Annotated in this window: 21 protein-coding genes; 14 read left to right on the top strand and 7 right to left on the bottom strand. The window is 75.3% G+C overall.

Annotation, left to right across the window (positions count from 1 at the left end; genetic code table 11):
- The first annotated feature begins 93 nt into the window (after positions 1-93).
- Positions 94-1,359, top strand: a complete 1,266-nt coding sequence (locus tag ACIQUR_RS20365; RefSeq protein WP_403665953.1) for a glycoside hydrolase family 10 protein — start codon at positions 94-96, stop codon at positions 1,357-1,359.
- Positions 1,360-1,382: 23 nt separating this feature from the next.
- Here the strand turns inward: ACIQUR_RS20365 and ACIQUR_RS20360 are convergent, their stop codons facing one another.
- Together ACIQUR_RS20360 and ACIQUR_RS20355 are read right to left on the bottom strand one after the other, a co-directional pair.
- Complete coding sequence (locus ACIQUR_RS20360) at positions 1,383-1,580, bottom strand: DUF1918 domain-containing protein (protein ID WP_399947700.1); 198 nt, start codon at positions 1,578-1,580, stop codon at positions 1,383-1,385.
- 223 nt (positions 1,581-1,803) lie between these two features.
- Positions 1,804-2,754, bottom strand: a complete 951-nt coding sequence (locus ACIQUR_RS20355; RefSeq protein WP_403665951.1) for a DMT family transporter — start codon at positions 2,752-2,754, stop codon at positions 1,804-1,806.
- Here ACIQUR_RS20355 and ACIQUR_RS20350 point away from each other — a divergent pair.
- The 3 genes from ACIQUR_RS20350 (at position 2,753) to ACIQUR_RS20340 (ending at position 5,798) form a co-directional block, all read left to right on the top strand.
- Positions 2,753-4,174: a PLP-dependent aminotransferase family protein gene (locus ACIQUR_RS20350; RefSeq protein WP_403665949.1), complete on the top strand. Its 1,422-nt coding sequence runs from the start codon at positions 2,753-2,755 to the stop codon at positions 4,172-4,174. The genes ACIQUR_RS20355 and ACIQUR_RS20350 overlap by 2 nt on opposite strands.
- 177 nt (positions 4,175-4,351) lie before the next feature.
- Positions 4,352-4,927, top strand: a complete 576-nt coding sequence (locus ACIQUR_RS20345; RefSeq protein ID WP_403665947.1) for a histidine phosphatase family protein — start codon at positions 4,352-4,354, stop codon at positions 4,925-4,927.
- A gap of 79 nt (positions 4,928-5,006) precedes the next feature.
- The gene (locus ACIQUR_RS20340; RefSeq protein ID WP_403665945.1) at positions 5,007-5,798 is read left to right on the top strand and encodes an N-acetyltransferase; all 792 of its coding nucleotides are present in this window, start codon (positions 5,007-5,009) and stop codon (positions 5,796-5,798) included.
- Positions 5,799-5,837: 39 nt separating this feature from the next.
- Here ACIQUR_RS20340 and ACIQUR_RS20335 read toward each other — a convergent pair whose 3' ends face one another.
- A complete protein-coding gene (locus ACIQUR_RS20335; RefSeq protein WP_403665943.1) occupies positions 5,838-6,383 on the bottom strand; it encodes a GNAT family N-acetyltransferase in 546 nt (181 codons plus the stop codon).
- 97 nt (positions 6,384-6,480) lie between these two features.
- On the opposite strand from ACIQUR_RS20335, the gene ACIQUR_RS20330 reads away from it, so the two are divergent.
- The 4 genes from ACIQUR_RS20330 (at position 6,481) to ACIQUR_RS20315 (ending at position 8,931) form a co-directional block, all read left to right on the top strand.
- Positions 6,481-7,083, top strand: coding sequence for a TetR/AcrR family transcriptional regulator (locus ACIQUR_RS20330; RefSeq protein ID WP_403665941.1), 603 nt, complete (start codon positions 6,481-6,483; stop codon positions 7,081-7,083).
- A gap of 37 nt (positions 7,084-7,120) precedes the next feature.
- Positions 7,121-7,624, top strand: coding sequence for a DinB family protein (locus ACIQUR_RS20325; protein ID WP_403665939.1), 504 nt, complete (start codon positions 7,121-7,123; stop codon positions 7,622-7,624).
- A 176-nt stretch (positions 7,625-7,800) separates the two neighbouring features.
- Complete coding sequence (locus tag ACIQUR_RS20320; RefSeq protein ID WP_403665937.1) at positions 7,801-8,184, top strand: hypothetical protein; 384 nt, start codon at positions 7,801-7,803, stop codon at positions 8,182-8,184.
- Positions 8,185-8,208: 24 nt separating this feature from the next.
- Positions 8,209-8,931: a DUF72 domain-containing protein gene (locus ACIQUR_RS20315; RefSeq protein WP_403665935.1), complete on the top strand. Its 723-nt coding sequence runs from the start codon at positions 8,209-8,211 to the stop codon at positions 8,929-8,931.
- Positions 8,932-8,943: 12 nt separating this feature from the next.
- Here ACIQUR_RS20315 and ACIQUR_RS20310 read toward each other — a convergent pair whose 3' ends face one another.
- Positions 8,944-9,429 carry a hypothetical protein gene (locus ACIQUR_RS20310; RefSeq protein WP_403665933.1) on the bottom strand — a complete coding sequence of 162 codons (486 nt, stop codon included), beginning with the start codon at positions 9,427-9,429 and terminating at the stop codon, positions 8,944-8,946.
- A 141-nt stretch (positions 9,430-9,570) separates the two neighbouring features.
- Here ACIQUR_RS20310 and argC point away from each other — a divergent pair, with 141 nt between their 5' ends.
- From argC to ACIQUR_RS20285, 5 genes are all read left to right on the top strand, one after another.
- A complete protein-coding gene (argC, locus tag ACIQUR_RS20305; protein ID WP_403665931.1) occupies positions 9,571-10,611 on the top strand; it encodes an N-acetyl-gamma-glutamyl-phosphate reductase in 1,041 nt (346 codons plus the stop codon).
- Positions 10,612-10,726: 115 nt separating this feature from the next.
- Positions 10,727-11,902, top strand: a complete 1,176-nt coding sequence (gene argJ, locus ACIQUR_RS20300) for a bifunctional glutamate N-acetyltransferase/amino-acid acetyltransferase ArgJ (protein ID WP_403665929.1) — start codon at positions 10,727-10,729, stop codon at positions 11,900-11,902.
- Positions 11,899-12,837, top strand: a complete 939-nt coding sequence (gene argB, locus ACIQUR_RS20295) for an acetylglutamate kinase (RefSeq protein ID WP_403665927.1) — start codon at positions 11,899-11,901, stop codon at positions 12,835-12,837. Before argJ ends, argB begins: the two co-directional genes overlap by 4 nt.
- Positions 12,834-14,030, top strand: a complete 1,197-nt coding sequence (locus ACIQUR_RS20290) for an acetylornithine transaminase (RefSeq protein WP_403665925.1) — start codon at positions 12,834-12,836, stop codon at positions 14,028-14,030. Before argB ends, ACIQUR_RS20290 begins: the two co-directional genes overlap by 4 nt.
- 7 nt (positions 14,031-14,037) lie before the next feature.
- Complete coding sequence (locus ACIQUR_RS20285) at positions 14,038-14,574, top strand: arginine repressor (RefSeq protein WP_403665923.1); 537 nt, start codon at positions 14,038-14,040, stop codon at positions 14,572-14,574.
- Positions 14,575-14,641: 67 nt separating this feature from the next.
- On the opposite strand, the gene ACIQUR_RS20280 is transcribed toward ACIQUR_RS20285, so the two are convergent.
- The 3 genes from ACIQUR_RS20280 to ACIQUR_RS20270 are packed head-to-tail and all read right to left on the bottom strand — an operon-like array spanning position 14,642 to position 19,098.
- A complete protein-coding gene (locus tag ACIQUR_RS20280; RefSeq protein ID WP_403665921.1) occupies positions 14,642-15,355 on the bottom strand; it encodes a L,D-transpeptidase in 714 nt (237 codons plus the stop codon).
- Between the two features lie 41 nt (positions 15,356-15,396).
- Complete coding sequence (locus ACIQUR_RS20275) at positions 15,397-15,978, bottom strand: pyridoxamine 5'-phosphate oxidase family protein (RefSeq protein ID WP_403665919.1); 582 nt, start codon at positions 15,976-15,978, stop codon at positions 15,397-15,399.
- Positions 15,979-16,029: 51 nt separating this feature from the next.
- Positions 16,030-19,098 carry a hypothetical protein gene (locus ACIQUR_RS20270; RefSeq protein ID WP_403665917.1) on the bottom strand — a complete coding sequence of 1,023 codons (3,069 nt, stop codon included), beginning with the start codon at positions 19,096-19,098 and terminating at the stop codon, positions 16,030-16,032.
- A 174-nt stretch (positions 19,099-19,272) separates the two neighbouring features.
- Between ACIQUR_RS20270 and argH the strand changes: the two genes are divergently transcribed.
- Positions 19,273-20,703 (top strand): argininosuccinate lyase, encoded by a 1,431-nt coding sequence (argH, locus tag ACIQUR_RS20265; RefSeq protein ID WP_403665915.1) that lies wholly within the window; start codon positions 19,273-19,275, stop codon positions 20,701-20,703.
- Positions 20,704-20,748 lie beyond the last annotated feature (45 nt).

Genomic DNA, 20,748 nt, shown 5'->3' with positions numbered 1-20,748 from the left:
GACGTTACTCCCGCCCCTCCGGGCCTCGGCGGGCCGGGGCGGGCATGCTGTCCGGATACGATCTTCCATTACGGTGTGAAATCGGAGTGTCACATGACGTACATGGCTCGTCGGGGTCTGCTCACCGGTGCCGTGGGGGCGCTGGCCGCCGCCGCGACCGCGGGGACGCCCGCCGCCGCGGCCGCCCGCCCCGGGACCGGGGCCGCCCCCGCCGCGTCCCGCCGTGCGGGCGAGGGGCCCGAGTTCCGGGGGATGTGGCTGGCCACCGTGGCGAACCTGGACTGGCCCTCACGGGCCGGGCTCAGCGCCCAGCAGCAGTACCGGGAACTCGTGGCGTACCTCGACACGGCGGTCAGGCGCCGGCTGAACGCGGTGATCCTCCAGGTGCGGCCCACCGCGGACGCCTTCTGGCCCTCGGAGTACGAGCCCTGGTCGGCCTCCCTGACCGGCACGCAGGGCCGCGACCCCGGCTGGGACCCGCTCGGCACGGCCGTCCTGGAGGCCCGGTCGCGGGGCCTGGAGCTGCACGCCTGGTTCAACCCGTACCGGGTGGCCAACCACACCGACCCCGGGAAGCTGGCCTCCTGGCACCCGGCCCGGGTGCACCCCGAGTGGACGGTGGAGTACGGCGGGCGGCTCTACTACAACCCGGGGCTGCCGGAGGTCCGGGCCTTCGTGCAGGAGGCCATGCTCGACGCCGTGGCGCGCTACCCGCTGGACGCGGTCCACTGGGACGACTACTTCTACCCGTACCCCACCGCGGGCGCGTACTTCGACGACGACGCGGCGTACGCGGCGTACGGCGGCAGCTTCGACTCGCGCGGGGACTGGCGCCGCGACAACGTCGACACGCTGGTCAGGGAGATGAGCGAGGCGGTCGCCCGGGTCCGGCCCGGCACCCGGTTCGGGATCAGCCCGTTCGGGGTGTGGCGCACGAAGGACCGCGACCCGCTCGGCTCGCCCGGCGGGCCGGCCCTGTGCTCGTACGACGACCTGTACGCCGACACCCGGCTGTGGATCCGGCGCGGCTGGCTCGACTACGTGGTGCCGCAGGTCTACTGGCACATCGGCAACGCCGGGGCCGACTACGCCAAGCTGGTGCCCTGGTGGGCCGGTGCGGTCAAGGGCACCAGGACCGACCTGTACATCGGGGAGGCCCTCTACCGCGCCGACGCGCAGAGCCCGACGCCCGCCTGGCGCAAGGAGGGGGAGCTGTCCGCCCACCTCACGCTGGCCGCCCGGTACGCCGAGGTCCGCGGCCACGTCTACTTCTCGGGAAAGCAGGTGACCGCGGACCGTCTCGGGGCCATGGGTCGGGTGGTCCGGGACCACTACCCCACGGCGGTGCCGCCGCGCTGAACCCGGGCCGCCGCCGGGGCGGTTCAGTGATGGGGTTCGGCGGGATGCCGTACCACGCAGTCGGGGCCGGGGGACATCACTGCCTCGTGACCGTCCTCGAACCGGACGCGATAGGGAGGCGTGCCGTTCTCACCCAGCACCTGGGTGATCTCGCCCACCTTGTCGTGCTGACCCACGACTCTGCCGTGCTGGACCAGCTGGTCGCCCTCGGTCGCTCGCATGTGCTGACCTCCCTCGGAGGCGGTCTGGATCGGTGACAGCAGTTTACGGCGGTTTGGGGTGATTGAGCCCGTTCGGGCGTGCCCGCCGCGCCCCCGGCCGCCGCCGGGCCGTGCCCCGGCCGTCGCTCCGCCGCGCCCCGGCCGCCGCCCCGCCGGCCGGGGCCGGATGCCGGGGCCGGATCCGGTGGCCGGGGGTGGCCTGCCGGGGCGTACCGGCCGGTGGTCAGGTGCGCGCCCGCTGGGTCACCGCGATGCACACCAGGACGCCGACGGCGGCCAGCGGGGCGGCGGGGGAGAGGTGTTCGCCGAGCAGGGCCACCGACCACACGAGCGTGAGCAGCGGCTGGGCGAGCTGGAGCTGGCTCGCCCGGGCCGCGCCGATCTCCGCCATGCCGCGGTACCAGACGTACAGCCCGAAGAAGGTCGAGCCGGCCGCCACCCAGACCAGGCCGGCCAGCCCCTTGGCGGTCAGGTGCACCGGCTCGTACGCGAGCCCGATCGCCGCCCCCGCGAGCGACAGCGGCAGGCACAGCACCAGCGCCCAGCCGATCACCTGCCAGCCCGGCATCTCGCGGGCCAGCCGCCCGCCCTCGGTGTACCCGGCGGCGCACACCACGAGGGCGCCGAACAGGCAGGCGTCGCCGGCCGACAGGGTGCCGCCGCTCTCGCGGAGGGTGAAGCCCAGCACGACCACGGCGCCGGCCACCGCCGCGGCCCAGAAGGTCCGCGAGGGGCGGGCGCCGGTGCGCACGGCGGAGAACGCGGCGGTGGTGAGCGGCAGCAGGCCCACCACGACCGCCGCGTGCGAGGTGGTGGAGGTCTGCAGCGCCAGGGTGGTCAGCATCGGGAACCCCACGACCACACCGGCGGCGACCACGGCGAGCCCGGCCCAGTGGGCCCGGGCCGGCAGCGGGACGCGCAGGGCGAGCAGGAAGGCGCCCGCGAGGGCCGCGGCGAGGACGCTGCGGACGGCCACCAGCGACCACGGGCCGAAGCTGTCCAGGCCCCAGACGGTGCCCGGGAAGGTGAGCGAGAAGGCCGTCACCCCGAGGCCGGCGAGCAGGGTGCCGCGGCGGGTGCCGGTGCGCGCCACGGTCCGCGGGATCGGGGCCGGTCGGTGGGAGCCGGCGACCGCTATCGTCCTGGGGTGGGTAGCGCTATTCTGTGCTGTCATGGAACAGCGTAGCAGTGTGGCCGAACTGGCCGCTTCCCTGCGGTCCGAACTGAACCGCTACTCGATTGGTGGAAAGCTGCCGTCGAGTCGGGCGCTGGTCGAGCGGTACCGGGTCAGCCCGGTGACCGTCTCGCGCGCCCTGGCCCAGCTCGCCGCCGAGGGGCTGGTGGTCACCCGGCCCGGTGCCGGGGTGTTCCGGGCCCGGCCGCGCGCGCTGTCCCCGGCGACCGGCGACACCTCCTGGCAGGAGGTCACGCTCAGCGCGGACCTCACCGGGGAGGCGGTACCCCGCTCCGTCGACGCCTCGGGGGTCCTGGTCAGCCTGTCCGCGCCGCCGGCCGGCGTGATCGAGCTGAACGGCGGCTACCTCCACCCCTCGCTGCAGCCGGAGCGCGCCATGGCCGCCGCCCTGGCCCGCGCGGGCCGCCGGCCCGGCGCCTGGAACCGGCCCCCGGTGGAGGGCCTCCCCGAGCTGCGGGACTGGTTCGCCCGCGAGGTGGGCGGCCAGGTCACCGCAGCCGACGTGCTGGTCACGGCCGGCGGCCAGAGCGCCCTCACCACCGCCCTGCGCGCGCTCGCCGCCCCCGGCGCGCCCGTACTGGTCGAGTCCCCCACGTACCCCGGCCTGCTGGCCATCGCCCGGGCCTCGGGCGTCCGCCCGCTGCCCGTTCCCGCGGACGCCGAGGGCGTCCGTCCGGAACTGCTGGAGGCGGCCTTCCAGGCCACCGGGGCGCGGGTGTTCGTCTGCCAGCCGCTGTTCCAGAACCCCACCGGGGCCGTGCTGAGCGCCGAACGGCGCGCCGAGACCCTCCGGATCGCCCGCGCGGCGGGCGCCTTCGTCGTCGAGGACGACTACGCCCGCCACATGGGCCACGAGGACAGCGGCCCGCTGCCCGCGCCCCTGGCCGCCGACGACCCCGACGGGGTGGTCGTGCACGTCCGCTCGCTCACCAAGGCCACCTCGCCCAGCCTGCGGGTGGGCGCGCTGGCGGCCCGCGGGCCGGTCTTCGACCGGCTGCGCGCCATCCAGGTCGTCGACAGCTTCTTCGTCCCGCGGCCGCTCCAGGAGACGGCGCTGGAGCTGGTCGGCGCGCCCGCCTGGCCCCGGCACCTGCGCACGGTGGCCGCCGCCCTGCGCGAGCGCCGGGACGCGCTGGCCGGGGCGCTGGCCCGGGAGGCCCCCGCGCTCACCGTCCCGCACCTGCCCGCGGGCGGCTACCAGTTGTGGACCCGGCTGCCCGACGGCACCGACGAGGCCGGCTTCGTCGGTGCCGCCCTGCGCGCCGGGGTGGCGGTGGCGCCGGGCCGCCCGTACTTCAGCGCCGAGCCCCCGGCGCCGTACGTCCGGCTGGCCTTCGCGGCGGTGGCGGGTCCCGCGGAACTCGCCGAGGCCGCCCGGCGGCTGGCGGGGTGCCTGTAAGGCGCTGCCCTCCGGCGGGGCGGGTGGCCGTGCGTCCCGGTCCGGGCGGTGCGTTCCGGCCACACCGCCGTGTTCCGGCCAGGCCGGGACCGGTACGGGGACGCCGGCCGGCCCCGCCGCGAAGCCGGCGGGGTCCAGACGCTTGACCCGTCGGCACCGGCGCCCCACCATCACCGCATGAACGTTCGGGTCACGCTCGTCGCCGCAGCCCGTAGTTCCTCGCTGCTCGCCGAGCGCTTCGACGACGACCGGCCACTGGACCACAGCGGCTGGCAGGCGGTGGAAATGGCGGCGCACGGCCTGGTGCCCCTCGGCGCCGCGGACCTGCGCTACTGCTCGCCGACCCCGCGCAGCCGCGCCACCGGCGCGGCCCTCGGGTACGCGCCGCTGGCCCAGCCCGCGCTGCGCGAGTGCGACATGGGCCGGTGGCGCGGCCTGACCCTGGCCGAGGTCACCACCCGGGAACCCGCGGCGGTCGCTGCCTGGCTCGCCGACCCGGGCTGCGCCCCGCACGGCGGCGAGTCGCTGCTGGCCTTCATCACCCGGATCGGCTGCTGGCTGGACACCCGGCCGGCCGACGACGGCGGCGCGATCGTGGCGGTGGCCGAGCCCTCCGTCGTACGCGCGGCCCTCGTGTACGCGCTGAAGGCGCCGCCCCTCACCTACTGGAACGTGGACGTGCGCCCGCTGGCCGCGGTCACCCTCACCGGCTGGGCCGGCCGCTGGCACCTCTCGCTCCAGGCGCCGGTCTGAGGAGGGCGGGGCCGAGGCGGCCGCCGGCGCCGGCGAAATCCGCTTGAGCAGGCACGATGTGTCTGTCTAGCGTGCCCGCATGGACGTGAGAGACGATCTGACCACCACCGGCCCGGCCGACGAGGACCTGACCATCACCACGCTCGCCGAGCGGCCCGAACTGCTCGGCGCCCTGTGGGAGATGAAGGACACCTGGCCGGCCTTCGCCGTCGAGGACCCGATCGGCTGGCTGCTCTTCCCCCGGGTCGCCACCGAGCTCCAGGACTACGTGCTGGTCGCCACCGACGCCGGGGGAGCCGTGGTGGCCCGCGCCTTCAGCGTGCCGTTCGCCCTGGACCGCCCCGGCCGCGGCGAACTGCCCGCCCGCGGCTGGGACCAGGTCCTGCTGTGGGCCTTCTCCGACCTGCGGCACGGCGTGGCCCCCGACACGGTCAGCGCGATCGAGGTCAACGTCGAGCGGGGGCACGTCGGTTCCGGCATCTCCGGGCGGATGCTCGCCGCGATGCGCGAGAACGCCCGCTCGCGCGGCTTCCGCGAGGTCGTGGCGCCCGTACGCCCCAACGCCAAGCACCTCGAACCCGAGGCGGACATCCACGAGTACGCCTTCCGCACCCGTCCCGACGGCCTCCCGCACGACCCGTGGCTGCGCGTGCACGTACGGGCCGGCGCGACGGTCGAGAAGGTGGCGCCCGCCTCGATGACGATCACCGGTTCCCTCGACGACTGGCGCACCTGGACCGGCCTGCCCTTCGACACCCGGGGCCCGGTGACCGTCCCGGGCGCGCTGGTCCCGGTCCGCTGCGAGCCCGAGCAGGGCTACGCCGTCTACGTGGAGCCCAACATCTGGGTCCGCCACCGCCTCGACGGCTGACGGCGGGGCCGGTCCGGCGGCTGCCCCGGCGGGAGCGGGTCAGGCCGCCGGCCAGTCGCGGGTCAGGACCGCCCAGATCTCCTCGTCGTGGCGCGTGCCGCGGTACGGGTACCACTCGCGCAGCACGCCGTCGCGGGTCATGCCCAGGCGGCGGGCCGCCGCGATGCTGCGCTCGTTGCACGCGGTGGCCCGCCACTCCACGCGGTGCATCCCGCGCTCCCGGAAGGCCCAGTCGATCAGCACCCGGCAGGCCCGAGTGACCAGGCCCTTGCCCTCCCCGGCCGGCTCCAGCCAGCAGCCGATCTCGGCCACGCCGGACGTGGTGTCGAACGACACGAACATGACCCCGCCGACCAGGGTGTCGCCGAGCCAGATGCCGCAGATGCGGCCCTCGTCCCGGCACTGGCGGTCGGCGTAGCGCTGGAGGGTGGCGGTGGCCGACGCCAGGTCCGTGCTGAACGTGGCCCACGGTATCCACGGGTCGACGTGGTCGCGGGCCCGGTCGATGTGGGCCAGGAACTCCGGCGCCATCCAGGGCTCGAGCGGGCGCAGGGTGGCGTCGTCGGTGAGGGGGATCGCGTACACGGGGCCTCGATTCGGTGCGGGTTCGGTCGTGCGGTGCGGCGGCGCCCGTGAGTACGTAACGAGCGTTCGGTACGTGAGTGTAGGTAGGGTGACCCCCATGCCGCCAGCACGAGGAGACCGCGATGCCCGCCGCGAGGACGTTTCCGAGGCGGTGTGGCGCGTCCTGGCCGGCAAGGGCTTCGGAGGTCTGACGCTGCGCGCGGTCGCCGCCGAGATGGGTGTGTCGACCGGGATGCTGATGCACTACTTCCCGACGAAGCGGGCCCTGGTCGTGCACGCGCTCGACATCCTGGAGCGGCGCAGCGCGGAGCGGCCTCGGCGCGCCAGGCCGGTGGCGGGGCTCGCGGCGCTGCGGGCGGTGCTGCTGGACGTCCTGCCCTTGGGTGCGGACGACACGGCCCGCAACCGCATCTGGGTCAGTTCCTGGGACCTCGCCCTCGCGGACGAGGGCCTGGGCGCGCAGCAGGCGGAACGGTACGTGCGGATGCGGGAGGCGCTGCGTCCGCACCTGGAGGCGGCGCGGGACGGGGGCGAGATCCCGCCGGACGCCGACCCCGCCCGGCTGGCCGCGGCGTGCGTGGCCTTCGTCCACGGGCTGGTGGTCCAGGCCCTGTTCGACCCGGGCCGGTTCACGGCGGACGAGCAGACGAGGGCCGTGGACGACTTCGTACGGATGCTGGGCGCGGTACCGGAAAACTGAACGGCGCGGTCCCCGCCCGCGCTGGCATGATCATCGGATGGACGACCAGCAGCGGGTGGCCCCCTCGACGGTGGCCGACGACCGGACCTCCCTGACCTCCTTCCTGGACTACCAGCGGCAGACGCTGGCCGTGAAGTGCGCCGGCCTGACGGACGCGCAGCTCAGGCTCCGGGCCGTGCCGACCTCCGGGCTCACCCTGCTCGGGCTGGTGCGGCACGCGGCCGAGGTGGAGCGCGGCTGGTTCTCCAACGTCGTGCTGGGCGAGCCGCGGGGCGCGCTGTGGCCGGCTGTGGGCGGCGACTGCGCGGACTTCCTGGTGGCGGACGCCGACGTGGCGGAGGCCTTCGCCCTCTGGCGCGCCGAGTGCGACCGCTCCCGCGCGGCCGTGGCCGGCTTCGCGTCGCTCGACGAGACCGTGACCTTCCGGGGCGAGACGTACTCGCTCCGGTACGTGCTGACCCACATGATCGAGGAGTACGCCCGCCACAACGGCCACGCCGACCTGATCCGCGAGGCCATCGACGGGGCGACGGGCGAGTGACGGCCCGGCCCGTGCCCGCCGCGGCGGGGCCCGTGGCGGCGGGGCGCGTGACCGCGGGGCAGCTCGCGGCGGCGCACCCCGCCGCGGCGGCGCGCGACCGGCGTGCCGGGGAGCCCGCGGGCTTCCGGTAGGGCCGCCGGGAGATTCCCGGCGGCTGCCTGCCGAAGGAGCCCTTCGTGTCACGCACCGTCCATCACATCCGCAGCCGGCGCGCCCTGCGGCTGCCCGCCGACGCCCGGCCCTGGCGCGCCGTGGACCTCGACGTGCCGCGCCACGGCCGCCGCGAGGCGGTTGAGGCCGCCCGCGAGGGGCGCCGCCCCCTGCCGCGGTACGTCCGCGTCCGCGTGGCCGTGTACGCGTACGCCCGCTCCCGCGGCGACCGCGGCCTCACCGTGGAGGCCACCCGGGAGGAGCGCCGGGAACGGGCGCGGCTGAGGGCCGCGACCGGCCGCATCACGCGGCTGCTGTACACCCCCGGCGGCCCGCTGGTGCCGCAACGGGCCGAGCGGGTCGACGTGCCGCCGGCGCGGCACCGCCGGTCCGTGCTCTGGCACGCCTGAGCCCGGACCGCGCACCATGGAGGCATGGCGGTGCTCGTCGGGACGTCCGGGTGGCAGTACCGGGACTGGCGCGGGGTGCTGTATCCGCCGGGCTGTCCCCAGCGGCTGTGGCTGGAGGAGTACGCCCGCAGCTTCCCGACCGTGGAGAGCAACAACGCCTTCTACCGGCTGCCGGAGGAGCACACCTTCGCCGCGTGGCGCGAGCGGACCCCCGACGGCTTCGTGATGGCCGTGAAGGCCAGCCGGTACCTCACGCACATCAGGCGGCTCCGGGACCCGGCCGAGCCGGTGGACCGGCTGATGACGCGCTGCGCGGGACTCGGCGACCGCCTTGGCCCGGTACTGCTGCAGCTGCCCCCGACCCTCCGCGGCGACCCGGCTGCACTCGACGCGTGCCTCGCCTGCTTCCCGGCCGGCGTCCGGGTCGCCGTCGAGCCCCGGCACCCCTCGTGGTGGACGGACGAGGTGCGGGAGGTGCTGGAGTCCCGGTCGGCGGCCCTGTGCTGGGCGGACCGGGACTCGCGCCCGGTGGCACCGCTGTGGCGCACCGCCGACTGGGGCTACCTCCGCCTCCACGAGGGCCGCGCCCGGCCCTGGCCCCGCTACGGGCGCGCCGCACTGCGCTCGTGGGCGGCCCGCCTGGCCGACACGTGGCCGCGTACGGCGGACGTCTACGCGTACTTCAACAACGACCCCGGCGGCGCGGCCGTGGAGAACGCCCGCACCTTCACGGACCTCACCGCCTGACGCCCGCCCGCGTCACGCGCCGGGCAGCTCCGCCTCCCCGACCGCGGCGAGGAGCTGGACCGGGAACTCCGGATCAGCCTGGCCGACCGCGAGGCCGACCCACCGCCCCGTACCCGGCGGCCGCCAGACCTCCAGACCGGCGCAGAGCCCGGACAGGAGCGACAGCGGCTCGGGTGCCCGGTACCCGGGGTCGGACCGGTCGGAGCCGACGTACGGCCAGAGGTCCACGGCCCGGGCGGGCCCCCAGCGGGCGGTGAGCACGGCGGCCAGCGCGGCGCGGGCGTCCTCGACCTCGCGCTCCGCGGCTTCGACGAGCTCCTCGGCCCGGCTCTCCCAGAAGTCCCGGCTCTCGTGGAGCACTTCGCAGTGGTACCCGGGACCGCTCCAGCCCTGAGCCGCCGCCGCCCGGCACTCCTCGGCCGGAAACGCCAGCGCGGCCAGCACGTCGACCCGGGCGAGCCGCCGCGCCGTGGAGGCCCCCGAAGGAAAGAGATCCATACCGCCCAACCTAGCCACGGCCACCGACAGCCGGCCGACGGGCCCCTCGGCCGCCGTGCGGCCCTTCTGCGAGGCCGGAAAAGGGCTTTGCATAAAAGTGCGGGGCTACGTATAGTCATGCCATCGAGGATGGAGGGTCCGATGGTGGTACGTGCAGCGGTGGCTGGGGCGAGTGGGTACGCGGGCGGTGAGCTGCTGCGTCTGCTCCTCGCGCACCCCGAGGTCGAGATCGGGGCGCTCACCGGCGCCTCCAACGCCGGCCAGCGCTTCGGCGGCCTCCAGCCGCACCTGCTGCCGCTGGCCGACCGGGTGCTGGAGCCGACCACCGCCGAGGTGCTCGCCGGGCAGGGCCGACGCCATGACGTCGTCTTCCTCGCGCTCCCGCACGGTCAGTCCGCCGCGGTCGCGGAGCAGCTGGGCGACGACGTGCTGGTCGTGGACATGGGCGCCGACTTCCGGCTCACGGACTCCGCCGACTGGGAGCGTTTCTACGGTTCCCCGCACGCCGGGACCTGGCCGTACGGCCTCCCCGAACTGCCGGGTGCCCGCGCCGCGCTGGAGGGGTCCAAGCGTGTCGCGGTGCCCGGTTGCTACCCCACGGCCGTCTCCCTCGCGCTGTACCCGGCGTACGCGGAGGGCCTGGCCGAGCCCGAGGCGGTGATCGTCGCCGCCACCGGCACCTCCGGCGCGGGCAAGGCGCTCAAGCCCCATCTGCTGGGCTCCGAGATCATGGGCTCGATGAGCCCGTACGGCGTCGGCGGCGGCCACCGGCACACCCCGGAGATGATCCAGAACCTGTCCGCCGTGGCCGGCCGGCGGGTCTCGGTGTCCTTCACCCCGACCCTCGCCCCCATGTCCCGCGGCATCCTCGCCACGTGCAGCGCCAAGGCCGCGCCCGGCACCACCGCCGAGTCGGTGCGGGCCGCCTACGAGAAGGCGTACGCGGACGAGCCCTTCGTCCACCTGCTCCCCGAGGGCCAGTGGCCCGCCACGGCCTCCGTGTACGGCTCCAACGCCGTGCAGATCCAGGTGGCGTACGACGGGGCCGCCGACCGGGTGATCGCCATCAGCGCCATCGACAACCTGACCAAGGGCACCGCGGGCGGCGCGGTGCAGAGCATGAACATCGCCCTGGGGCTTCCCGAGTCCACGGGCCTGTCCACGACCGGAGTCGCTCCGTGAGGTCCCGCACCCGCCCCGGCGAGGTGCCCGGGGCACGCGCTGCGGACGGGCCGCAGACCGACACGACGACCGCGCCGAGGTCCGGCGCCCGCGGAGAAGCGATCAAGGAGAAGCAGTGAGCGTCACGGAAGCGCAGGGATTCTCGGCGGCGGGCATCGCCGCGGGAATCAAGGAGAACGGCAATCCCGACCTGGCCCTGGTCGTCAACCACGGCCCCCGCCTGGCCGCCGCCGGAGTCTTCACCTCCAACCGCGTCAAGGCCGCCCCCGTCCTCTGGTCCGAGCAGGTGCTGCGCGGCGGCGCCGTCAGCGCCGTCGTCCTCAACTCCGGCGGGGCCAACGCCTGCACCGGCCCCCGGGGCTTCCAGGACACCCACGCCACCGCCGAGAAGGCCGCCGAGGCCCTCAACGCCGCCGGCGTCGCGGGCGCCGAGCACAACGCCGGCGAGATCGCGGTCGCCTCCACCGGCCTGATCGGCGTCCTGCTCCCCATGGACAAGCTGCTGCCCGGCGTCGAGACCGCCACCGCCGCCCTCTCCGCGGACGGCGGCGAGGCCGCCGCCGTCGCCATCAAGACCACCGACACCGTGCACAAGACGGCCGTCGTCCGGAAGGACGGCTGGACGGTCGGCGGCATGGCCAAGGGCGCCGGCATGCTCGCCCCGGGCCTGGCCACCATGCTCGTCGTCCTCACCACGGACGCCGACCTGGACAGCGCCGCCCTCGACCGCGCCCTGCGGTCCGCCACCCGCCTCACCTTCGACCGGGTCGACTCCGACGGCTGCATGTCCACCAACGACACCGTCCTGCTGCTCGCCTCCGGCGCGGCCGGCACCGTACCCGCCGAGGACGAGTTCGCCGAGGCCGTCCGCACCGTCTGCGACGACCTGGCCCGGCAGCTCATCGGCGACGCCGAGGGCGCCAGCAAGGACATCCGCATCGAGGTCGTGGGCGCCGCCACCGAGGACGACGCCGTCGAGGTCGGCCGGTCCATCGCCCGCAACAACCTGCTCAAGTGCGCCATCCACGGCGAGGACCCCAATTGGGGCCGCGTCCTCTCCGCGATCGGCACCACCAGGGCCGCCTTCGACCCGGACCGGCTCAACGTCGCCATCAACGGCGTCTGGGTCTGCAAGAACGGCTCGGTCGGCGAGGACCGGGAGCTGGTCAGCATGAAGGACCGCGAGGTGCGGATCACCGCCGACCTCTGCTCGGGCAGCGAGTCCGCCGTCATCTGGGCGAACGACCTGACCGCCGAGTACGTCCACGAGAACAGCGCGTACAGCTCGTGAGCGCCGACGAGGCCGGCCTGCCCGGCACCGGGACCGCGCGCCGGCACACCGCGCTGCCCAAGGCGGAGATCCTCATCGAGGCGCTGCCCTGGCTCACCCGCCACCACGGCAAGACCGTCGTCATCAAGTTCGGCGGCAACGCCATGATCGACGACGAGCTGAAGGCCGCCTTCGCCCAGGACGTGGTCTTCCTGCGGCACGCCGGCCTCAAGCCGGTCGTCGTGCACGGCGGCGGCCCCCAGATCAGCGCCCAGCTCGACCGGCACGGCCTGGTCAGCGAGTTCAAGGCGGGGCTGCGGGTCACCACGCCCGAGGCGATGGACGTCGTCCGCATGGTCCTGGCCGGACAGGTGCAGCGCGAGCTGGTCGGACTCCTCAACCAGCACGGGCCGCTCGCCGTCGGCCTGACCGGCGAGGACGCCCACACCATCACCGCCACCCAGCACCTGCCGGAGATCGACGGCGAGCGCGTGGACATCGGCCGGGTCGGCGAGATCACCGCCATCGACACCGGCGCGATCGAGGCGCTGCTGGAGGACGGCCGGATCCCGGTCGTCTCCTCCATCGCCCGCAGCGCCGACGACGGCCACGTCTACAACGTCAACGCCGACACCGCGGCCGCGGCCCTGGCCGCCGCCCTCGGGGCGGAGACGCTGATGGTCCTCACCGACGTGGAGGGCCTGTACGCGGACTGGCCGAACAGCGACGAGGTGATCAGCCGGCTCACGGTGAGCCAGCTGGAGAAGCTGCTGCCCGAGCTGTCCAGCGGCATGGTCCCGAAGATGGAGGGCTGCCTGCACGCCGTCCGCAACGGCGTGCGCACCGCCCGCGTCATCGACGGGCGGGTCCAGCACTCGATCCTGCTGGAGATCTTCACGGACGAGGGCATCGGCACGATGGTCGTGCCCGACGACAACGGAGGGGGAACGAAATGACCGGCAACCAGGAGCTCGCGCAGCGCTGGAAGAACACGCTGACCGACAACTACGGCACCCCCGCGGTCGCCCTGGTGCGCGGCGAGGGCGCCCAGGTGTGGGACGCCGACGGCCGGCAGTACACCGACTTCGTCGGCGGCATCGCGGTGAACGCCCTGGGCCACGCCCACCCCGCGATCGTCCGGGCGGTGTCCGACCAGGTCGCCACGCTCGGCCACGTCTCCAACCTGTACGCCTCCGAGCCGGTCCTCGCCCTCGGCGAGCGGCTGCTCCAGCACTTCGGCCGGCCGGGCCGGGTCTTCTTCTGCAACTCGGGCGCGGAGGCCGTCGAGGCGGCCTTCAAGATCGGGCGGCTGACCGGCCGTACGCACATGGTCTCCACCCAGGGCGGCTTCCACGGCCGCACCATGGGCGCCCTCGCCCTCACCGGCCAGCCCGCCAAGCAGGGCCCCTTCCTGCCGCTGCCCGGCGACGTCACCCACGTCCCGTACGGCGACGCGGACGCCCTGCGGGCGGCGGTCACCGAGGAGACCGCCCTGGTGGTCATCGAGCCGATCCAGGGCGAGAACGGCGTGGTCGTCCCGCCCGCCGGGTACCTCAAGGCCGCCCGCGAGATCACCCGGGCCACCGGCACCCTCCTCGTCCTCGACGAGGTGCAGACCGGCGTCGGCCGGTGCGGCCAGTGGTTCGAGCACCAGGCCCACGAGGGCGTCGACCCGGACGTCGTCACCCTCGCCAAGGGGCTCGGCGGCGGCCTGCCCATCGGCGCCGTCGCGGCCTTCGGCCCGGCCGCCGACCTGCTGCGGCCCGGCCAGCACGGCACGACCTTCGGCGGCAACCCGGTCGCGTGCGCCGCCGGACTCGCCGTCCTCGACACCATCGCCGCCGACGGCCTGCTCGACCAGGTCAAGGACCGCGGCGAGCGGCTGCGCTCCGGAATCGAAGCCTCCGGTCACCCGCTGGTCTCCCACGTCCGCGGCGCGGGCCTGCTGCTGGGTATCGTGCTGACCGAGCCCCTCGCGCCCCAGGTGCAGCAGGCGGCTCAGGACGCCGGCTTCCTGGTCAACGCGCCCGCCCCCGACGTCGTACGCCTGATGCCCGCGTACGTCGTCACGGAGGCCGAGGTGGACGCGTTCGTCGGGGCGCTGCCCGGCATCCTCGACCACGCACGCGGCGGACGGACCGGAGAATGAGACGACGATGAGCCAGGCGCAGGACAACGAGCACGCGGGACCCTCCGTCCCGCAGACCCGGACCGCCCGCCACCGCCGGATCGTGGACATCCTCAACCGGCAGCCGGTGCGCTCGCAGAGCCAGCTGGCCAAGCTGCTCGCCGACGACGGGCTGAGCGTCACCCAGGCGACGCTCTCCCGCGACCTCGACGAGCTGGGCGCGGTGAAGATCCGCAACACCGGCGGCGAACTCATCTACGCGGTCCCCAGCGAGGGCGGTTTCCGCACCCCGCAGGCGCCGCTGGGCGAGTCCGCCAAGGAGGAGCGCATGCGGCGCCTCTCCGGCGAACTGCTGATCTCCGCCGAGGCGTCCGCCAACCTCGTCGTCCTGCGCACCCCGCCGGGTGCCGCGCAGTTCCTCGCCTCGGCGATCGACCAGGCCGAACTCCACGCGGTGCTCGGCACCATCGCCGGCGACGACACCCTGATGCTCATCAGCCGCGACCCGGCGGGTGGCCAGGCCCTCGCCGACCACCTGCTGAAACTGGCCCAGAAGGAAACCTGATCCGGCCGTCACGGCCGTGCCCCCGGGGGAGACCCCGGGGGCACGCCCGTTTCCGGGGGGCCCGGGCCTAGTACCGGGTGATCGCCAGCGGGCCGGCCGGGGTGCCGATCGCGATGTGCGGGCGCCGGTCCGGGTCGGCCCAGCGCAGGATCCGGCGCATCGCGTCCTCCGGCACCGACACGCATCCGGCCGTCGCCCCGGTGCCGTTCACGTGCAGGAAGATGCCCGCGCCCCGGCCGCGTACGGGCCGGTCGTAGTTGAAGCCGACGACCAGCGCGTACGCGTACTGGCGGCGGTACGTCACCAGGTGCTCGGCCTCGCCCGGCGCGCAGTCGGCGGGCAGCGGCTCCACCCAGCGGTTGTACCGGGCCGAGGCGTTGTCCTGGCACCACCACGAGCGGTCGGTCACCCGGCGGTAGCGGAACTCCGTGCCGGCCGGGGCGCGTTCGATGCCGAAGGCGTACGGCAGGCCGTACAGGCCCGTCGGCGTGGTGCTGGTGCCCTGGACCCGGGCCGACCCCTCGGCCAGCCCGTTCGCGCCGAACCGCGCGGGGGCCTCGCCCTCCTTGAACCACCGCCCCGCCCGCAGGTCCCACCAGGTCACCACCCCCGTGGTGGACCCGGGCGCCGGGGCGACGGCGGTGATCAGCTGGGTGCCCCCGCCGGTGTCGGCCAGCCGGTACGGGAGGGCCGCCGGCATGGTGTCGGTGGGCGTGACGGGCGTACCGGTGGACAGCCCCAGCAGGAGGGCGGCCCCGGCGGCGAGGAGGGCGGTGCGCATGCGGTCGTGACCCCCGGACGGTCAGGGAACGGGACGGTGCGTCAGACGGTACGCGGCGGGAGGGGCAGCGGCAGCGCAGGCAGGCCGTCCAGGCTCTGGCCCACGTACTCCTTCTTCTCGCAGTACGCGGCGAACTCCTCGTCCGTCTTGCGGCCGAAGTACTCGGCGTGCAGCGTGCGCTCCTCGCGGTAGTCCATGAAGGGCACCGCGTAGCCGCAGGTGTCGGAGATGCGCCGGGCGCGCACCAGGATCACGGCACGGGCGGACGGCCCGTCCACCGCGCCGAACAGGCCGATGAGTCCGGGCCAGCGCGGGTCGTCGCGGAAGACGGCCTCGGCCTCGCCGTGGACGCGCACGATGTTCGGCGGGCCGGAGAAGGCGCACCACATGAGCGTGATCCGGCCGTTCTCGCGGACGTGCGCGATGGTCTCGGCGCCGCTGCCGCCGAAGTCGAGGTACGCCAGGGTCTGCTCGTCGATGACGACGAGCGTGCCCGAACGGCCCTTGGGGGAGAGGTTGATGTGGCCGTCCCCGGACAGCGGTGCGGTGGCGGTGAAGAAGACCGGCTGCTCCTCGATGAAGGTGCGCAGCCGGCCGTCTATGCGGTCGTATGTCTTTCCCATGGCCGGATTATCGTCCAACGGGGCTGGCCCGCCCGCCGGTTGCCCTGCTCCTCAGGGGAGCGGATTCCGCCGGCGCGACGCCTCGTCGGCGGACAGGGTGCGCCGGTAACGGAGCGCCAGCTGCCGCAGCTCCGGCTCCCCCGAGGGGTACGAGCGCAGCGTCGCCCGCCAGTTCCAGGACCGCATCACCCGCCCGGCGGTGTCCCGCAGCCCCGGGTCGGCGTCGGGGTCCTCCAGCAGTCCGACCGCGATGCGCACGGCGTCGTAGGCGCCCTGCCGGGCCAGCAGCCGCAGGGCCGCGCTCCGGGTGTGCGGGGCGTGCTCCGGGCGGCAGCGCTCGTACAGGGCGTCCTCCGGTACGGCGCCGGACCGGTCGTACAGCGCGCGCCGCGCCTCCCGGACCACGGCCGGCGACGGGTCGTCCAGCAGTGCCGGCAGGAGGGCGGGCGGTGCCGCGTCCAGCACCACCAGCCCGGCCACGGCGGCGGCCCGTACGGAACCGTCCGCGTGCCCGAGCAACCCGGTCAGCACGGGTGCGTCGGCCCGCTCCCCGCACTCGGCGAGCCCCAGCACCGCCTCGGGTACGGGGCCCTCCGCGACCCGCGACAGGTACGCGGCCCGCGGGTCGCCCCCGTCCTGCCGGAGCAGCCAGCGGGCGCAGGCCCGCACCTGGGCGGACCGGTCCGCGAGGTACCCGGACGCCTCCCCGGCCCGCCCGGCGCCGCGCAGCGCGGTGACCCCGGCGGCGCGTACGTACCCGGACCGCGCCCCCAGCAGCGCCTCCACCGCCGCGCGGTCCGTCCCGCCGGCGGCCATCAGGGCCAGCGAAGCATCGGCCCACAAGGCCCGCACCACCGCGTCGTCCTCCCCGGCGGCCCGCCGCGCCAGCTCGGCGGCGCCGGGCAGACCGGGCGGGGCGCCGGGGCGACGGGGCGGGGTGCCGGCAGGACCGGCGGGGTCGCCGGGCCGACCGGGGGCGGTGCAGGGAGGCCCGGTGGGGGAGCCGGGCAGCGGGAGGAAGGGCCCCGCCGCGGGGGTTCCGGCGCCCCCGGCCGGGTCCGCCTCCCGCAGCAGCTCCAGCTCGACGCGGGCCGTGAACCGACGGGTCTCCGCATCGGCCCCGGCCAGCAGCCCGGCCCGCACCGCGGCCGCCTCCGGCGCCCGCAGGGCCTCCCTGAAGCGGGCCACCGCCCAGTCACCCCGCACCCGGCCGGCCAGCTGCACCACCACCGGGGTCAGCACGCCCAACGTGCCCGCCGGGTCGGCCCGCAGCGCCTCCGCCAGCAGCCTCCTGGCGGCATCCCGCACCGGCGCCGCCCAGTCGGCACACCGCACCGCCACCAGCGGCAGCAGCCCCGGGTCGCCCGCCGCCCGCGCCAGGGCCTCCTCGCGGACCCGCCCCGAGGGATGGCACAGCGCGGTCTCGACGCGCGCCCGGAACAGCTCGGGCCGGCACCCGGCGGCGTACCGCGTGCCGATGTCCAGCGCCGCCCAGGCCGCGGGGTCCTCCAGTTCCAGCACGTGGCCGCGCGGGGCCCCGTCCACCAGGGCCAGGGCGGCGTCGCGTCCGGTGTGCACGTCCCACCGCAGGCGCCGGGCGAGCTCGGCCCGGGCCCACGCACGCACCGCCGGGTCCCGGTGGCCGTCCAGCGCCCGCGCCACCCGCCGGCGGACGACCACGGGCCGCCGGTCCAGGAGTGGCAGCGCCGACCGCCACGCGGCACGTGACCGGTCAGGGGCCGGCAGGGCACCCGGCTCGGGCTCGGTCAGGGCGTCGCCGTGGGCCAGCACGGCGCTGCGCACGGCATCGGCCAGACCCGGTCCGGCATCGGCGAGGAGGGGCACCAGCCGGTCCGGCGTGCCCAGGCGCCGGCGCCGGAGCCCGGCGAGCGCGGCGGCGCGGACCGGCGCGTCGGCCCGCCCGGCGAGCCGCCATAGCAGGGCGGTGTCGGCCGGGTCCGCGCACTCGGTCAGGCCGAGCACCGCCGCCTTCGTCGGGGCTTCGGCGCACAGCTCCCGGTAGTACGCCCGCGGGTCCCCGCCACCCGCGCGTAGCGCCCGCCGGCCGACCGCGCGCAGCTTCGCGGCGCGGTCGGTGAGGAGCGGCTCCAGCTCCGCGTACCGGCCGGCGCGCAGCAGTTCCTCCGCGCCGATCAGCCTTACGGCCAGGGCGGGGGAGGCCAGCAGGTCCTCGGGGGAGGGCAGCGGGGCGTCGGCGGCGTACGCCCGTACCGCGTCCAGGGCCCGGCGGCGCAGCGCCTTGTCGCCGGAGGTGCCGGCCAGGCGCAGCAGCCGGGGCAGCACGTCCGCGACCGGCTGCCGCAGCAGCAGGTCGAGGGCGGGCCGGCGCACGTCGGCCTCGGGGTCGGTGGCCGCGAGGTGCTCCAGGGTGTCGGCGCACAGCACGCCGGAGAGGACCGCGAGCCGGCGGAAGCCCGCCTCCGGCTCGTCCGCCGCCAGCAGCTCCGCCCGCCAGTCGGGCAGCAGCCCGTACCACACGGCCGACCGCACCGCGGCGCGGCGGACGGCGCGGTCGTCGTGGCCGGTCAGCCACACGATCCGCTCGGCCGGTACGCCGCCCAGCCGGTCCACCACCAGTTCCCAGGCCCAGCCCCCGTGCCGCTGCTGCCCCACCAGCAGCGCCAGGTCGGCGAGCGGGCGTACCGCCTCGTCGGGGGCGGCGGCCAGCAGGGCGCGGGCACGCTCCCGGACGGACCCGACGGGGTCGGCGCTGCGGATCAGGACCAGCGGCAGCACCTCCGGCCGGTCCGCGGCGTACGCGAGCGCGTGCTCCCGCACCCGGTCCTCGGCGTGGCAGAGGGCCAGGCAGAGCTCGGCCTCCCCGGGCGGCTCGGTCGAGAAGGCGATCACGCCGTCCGGGCCGGGGGCGGGCGCGGTGCGCCAGTCCGCGGGCTCGTGCAGGTCGAACCAGTGGAAACCGACCAGGATCCGGCCGGACACCTGCCACCGCCGGTCCGTGCCGGAACCGATGTCCCGGTTCAGCTTCAGCCAGGCCTCGGGGCCACCCCTGCCGACGGCGTCCAGGACCGTCCTGCCGTGCAGCAGGCGCTCGGCGGGGGTGAGGAACACGGTGTGTCCGAGGGTGAGGGTGCGCGTCATGGAGGGATCGTAGGGGGGTGCGGAGGGCGGTACCTCCGAATATCCGCGCAGGTCAGCGCGGGGTCTCCGGCTTCATTGACGAAACATACGGAGTCCTGCATAGTTATGCCTGTCGCTGAGACTTCCCCGTGCCACGCCGCCGAGCGGTGCACCAGCCCCTGAGGAGCGAAAGCAGTGAGCAGCAACACCGGTGACGTCCGGCTCTGGGGCGGGCGCTTCGCAGACGGTCCGGCCGAGGCCCTCGCGAAGCTGTCCGCGTCCGTGCACTTCGACTGGCGGCTCGCGCCGTACGACATCGCCGGCTCCCGCGCCCACGCCCGCGTCCTCCACAAGGCCGGCCTGCTGACGGCAGACGAGCTGGAGCGCATGATCGCCGGCCTGGACCTGCTGGAGGCGGACGTCGCCTCCGGCGCCTTCACCGGCACCATCGCCGACGAGGACGTGCACACCGCCCTGGAGCGGGGCCTGCTGGAGCGGCTGGGCCCGGACCTCGGCGGCAAGCTGCGGGCCGGCCGGTCCCGCAACGACCAGGTGGCCACCCTCTTCCGGATGTACCTGCGCGACCACGCGCGGATCATCGGCGGACTGGTCGCGGAGCTCCAGGACGCGCTGGTGGGCCTCGCCGAGGCGCACGCGGACGTGGCGATGCCGGGCCGCACCCACCTCCAGCACGCCCAGCCGGTGCTGTTCGCGCACCACGTGCTGGCGCACGTCCAGTCGCTGTCCCGGGACGCGGAGCGGCTGCGGCAGTGGGACACCCGGACCGCCGTGTCGCCGTACGGCTCGGGCGCGCTCGCGGGCTCCTCCCTCGGCCTGGACCCGGAGGCGGTCGCCGCCGACCTCGGCTTCGAGCGGGGCTCCGCCGGCAACTCCATCGACGGCACGGCCTCCCGCGACTTCGTCGCCGAGTTCGCCTTCATCACCGCGATGATCGGGATCAACCTCTCCCGCATCGCGGAGGAGATCATCATCTGGAACACGAAGGAGTTCTCCTTCGTGACCCTGCACGACGCCTTCTCCACCGGCTCGTCGATCATGCCGCAGAAGAAGAACCCGGACATCGCGGAGCTGGCGCGCGGCAAGTCCGGCCGCCTGATCGGCAACCTGACCGGCCTGCTCGCCACCCTCAAGGCCCTCCCGCTCGCCTACAACCGCGACCTCCAGGAGGACAAGGAGCCGGTCTTCGACTCCTGCGACACCCTTGAGGTCCTGCTGCCGGCCTTCACCGGCATGATGGCAACCCTCACGGTCAACCGGGAGCGGATGGAGGAGCTGGCCCCGGCCGGCTTCTCCCTCGCCACCGACATCGCGGAGTGGCTGGTCCGGCAGGGTGTGCCGTTCCGGGTGGCACACGAGGTCGCGGGCGAGTGCGTGAAGGTCGCCGAGTCCGAGGGCAAGGAGCTGGACGAGCTGACGGACGAGCAGTTCGCGAAGATCTCCGAGCACCTGACGCCCGAGGTCCGCACGGTCCTCGACGTGCCCGGCGCCCTCGCCTCCCGCAACGGCCGCGGCGGCACCGCCCCCTCGGCGGTGGCCGTCCAGCTCACCGAGGTCAAGGCGGACCTGGTCATCCAGCACGCCTGGGCCGCCGCGAAGCGCAAGTAGCCCCACCCCCCGACCCTTTCCCCCTCCCCCCTCGACAGGGCGGTA

The organism is Streptomyces sp. NPDC101132 (assembly GCF_044759225.1).
Lineage (GTDB): Bacteria > Actinomycetota > Actinomycetes > Streptomycetales > Streptomycetaceae > Streptomyces.
The sequence above is the reverse complement of the archived record's forward strand: the minus strand, read 5'-3'. Positions and strand labels throughout refer to the sequence as shown.

Excerpts from the sequence above, each read along its gene's own strand:
- ACIQUR_RS20365 (WP_403665953.1), top strand. The coding sequence starts at position 94 with ATGACGTACATGGCTCGTCGGGGTCTGCTCACCGGTGCCGTGGGGGCG.
- ACIQUR_RS20360 (WP_399947700.1), bottom strand. The coding sequence starts at position 1,580 with ATGCGAGCGACCGAGGGCGACCAGCTGGTCCAGCACGGCAGAGTCGTG.
- ACIQUR_RS20350 (WP_403665949.1), top strand. The coding sequence starts at position 2,753 with ATGGAACAGCGTAGCAGTGTGGCCGAACTGGCCGCTTCCCTGCGGTCC.
- ACIQUR_RS20355 (WP_403665951.1), bottom strand. The coding sequence starts at position 2,754 with ATGACAGCACAGAATAGCGCTACCCACCCCAGGACGATAGCGGTCGCC.
- ACIQUR_RS20345 (WP_403665947.1), top strand. The coding sequence starts at position 4,352 with ATGAACGTTCGGGTCACGCTCGTCGCCGCAGCCCGTAGTTCCTCGCTG.
- ACIQUR_RS20340 (WP_403665945.1), top strand. The coding sequence starts at position 5,007 with ATGGACGTGAGAGACGATCTGACCACCACCGGCCCGGCCGACGAGGAC.
- ACIQUR_RS20330 (WP_403665941.1), top strand. The coding sequence starts at position 6,481 with ATGCCGCCAGCACGAGGAGACCGCGATGCCCGCCGCGAGGACGTTTCC.
- ACIQUR_RS20325 (WP_403665939.1), top strand. The coding sequence starts at position 7,121 with ATGGACGACCAGCAGCGGGTGGCCCCCTCGACGGTGGCCGACGACCGG.
- ACIQUR_RS20315 (WP_403665935.1), top strand. The coding sequence starts at position 8,209 with ATGGCGGTGCTCGTCGGGACGTCCGGGTGGCAGTACCGGGACTGGCGC.
- ACIQUR_RS20310 (WP_403665933.1), bottom strand. The coding sequence starts at position 9,429 with ATGGATCTCTTTCCTTCGGGGGCCTCCACGGCGCGGCGGCTCGCCCGG.
- argC (WP_403665931.1), top strand. The coding sequence starts at position 9,571 with ATGGTGGTACGTGCAGCGGTGGCTGGGGCGAGTGGGTACGCGGGCGGT.
- ACIQUR_RS20290 (WP_403665925.1), top strand. The coding sequence starts at position 12,834 with ATGACCGGCAACCAGGAGCTCGCGCAGCGCTGGAAGAACACGCTGACC.
- ACIQUR_RS20285 (WP_403665923.1), top strand. The coding sequence starts at position 14,038 with ATGAGCCAGGCGCAGGACAACGAGCACGCGGGACCCTCCGTCCCGCAG.
- ACIQUR_RS20280 (WP_403665921.1), bottom strand. The coding sequence starts at position 15,355 with ATGCGCACCGCCCTCCTCGCCGCCGGGGCCGCCCTCCTGCTGGGGCTG.
- ACIQUR_RS20275 (WP_403665919.1), bottom strand. The coding sequence starts at position 15,978 with ATGGGAAAGACATACGACCGCATAGACGGCCGGCTGCGCACCTTCATC.
- ACIQUR_RS20270 (WP_403665917.1), bottom strand. The coding sequence starts at position 19,098 with ATGACGCGCACCCTCACCCTCGGACACACCGTGTTCCTCACCCCCGCC.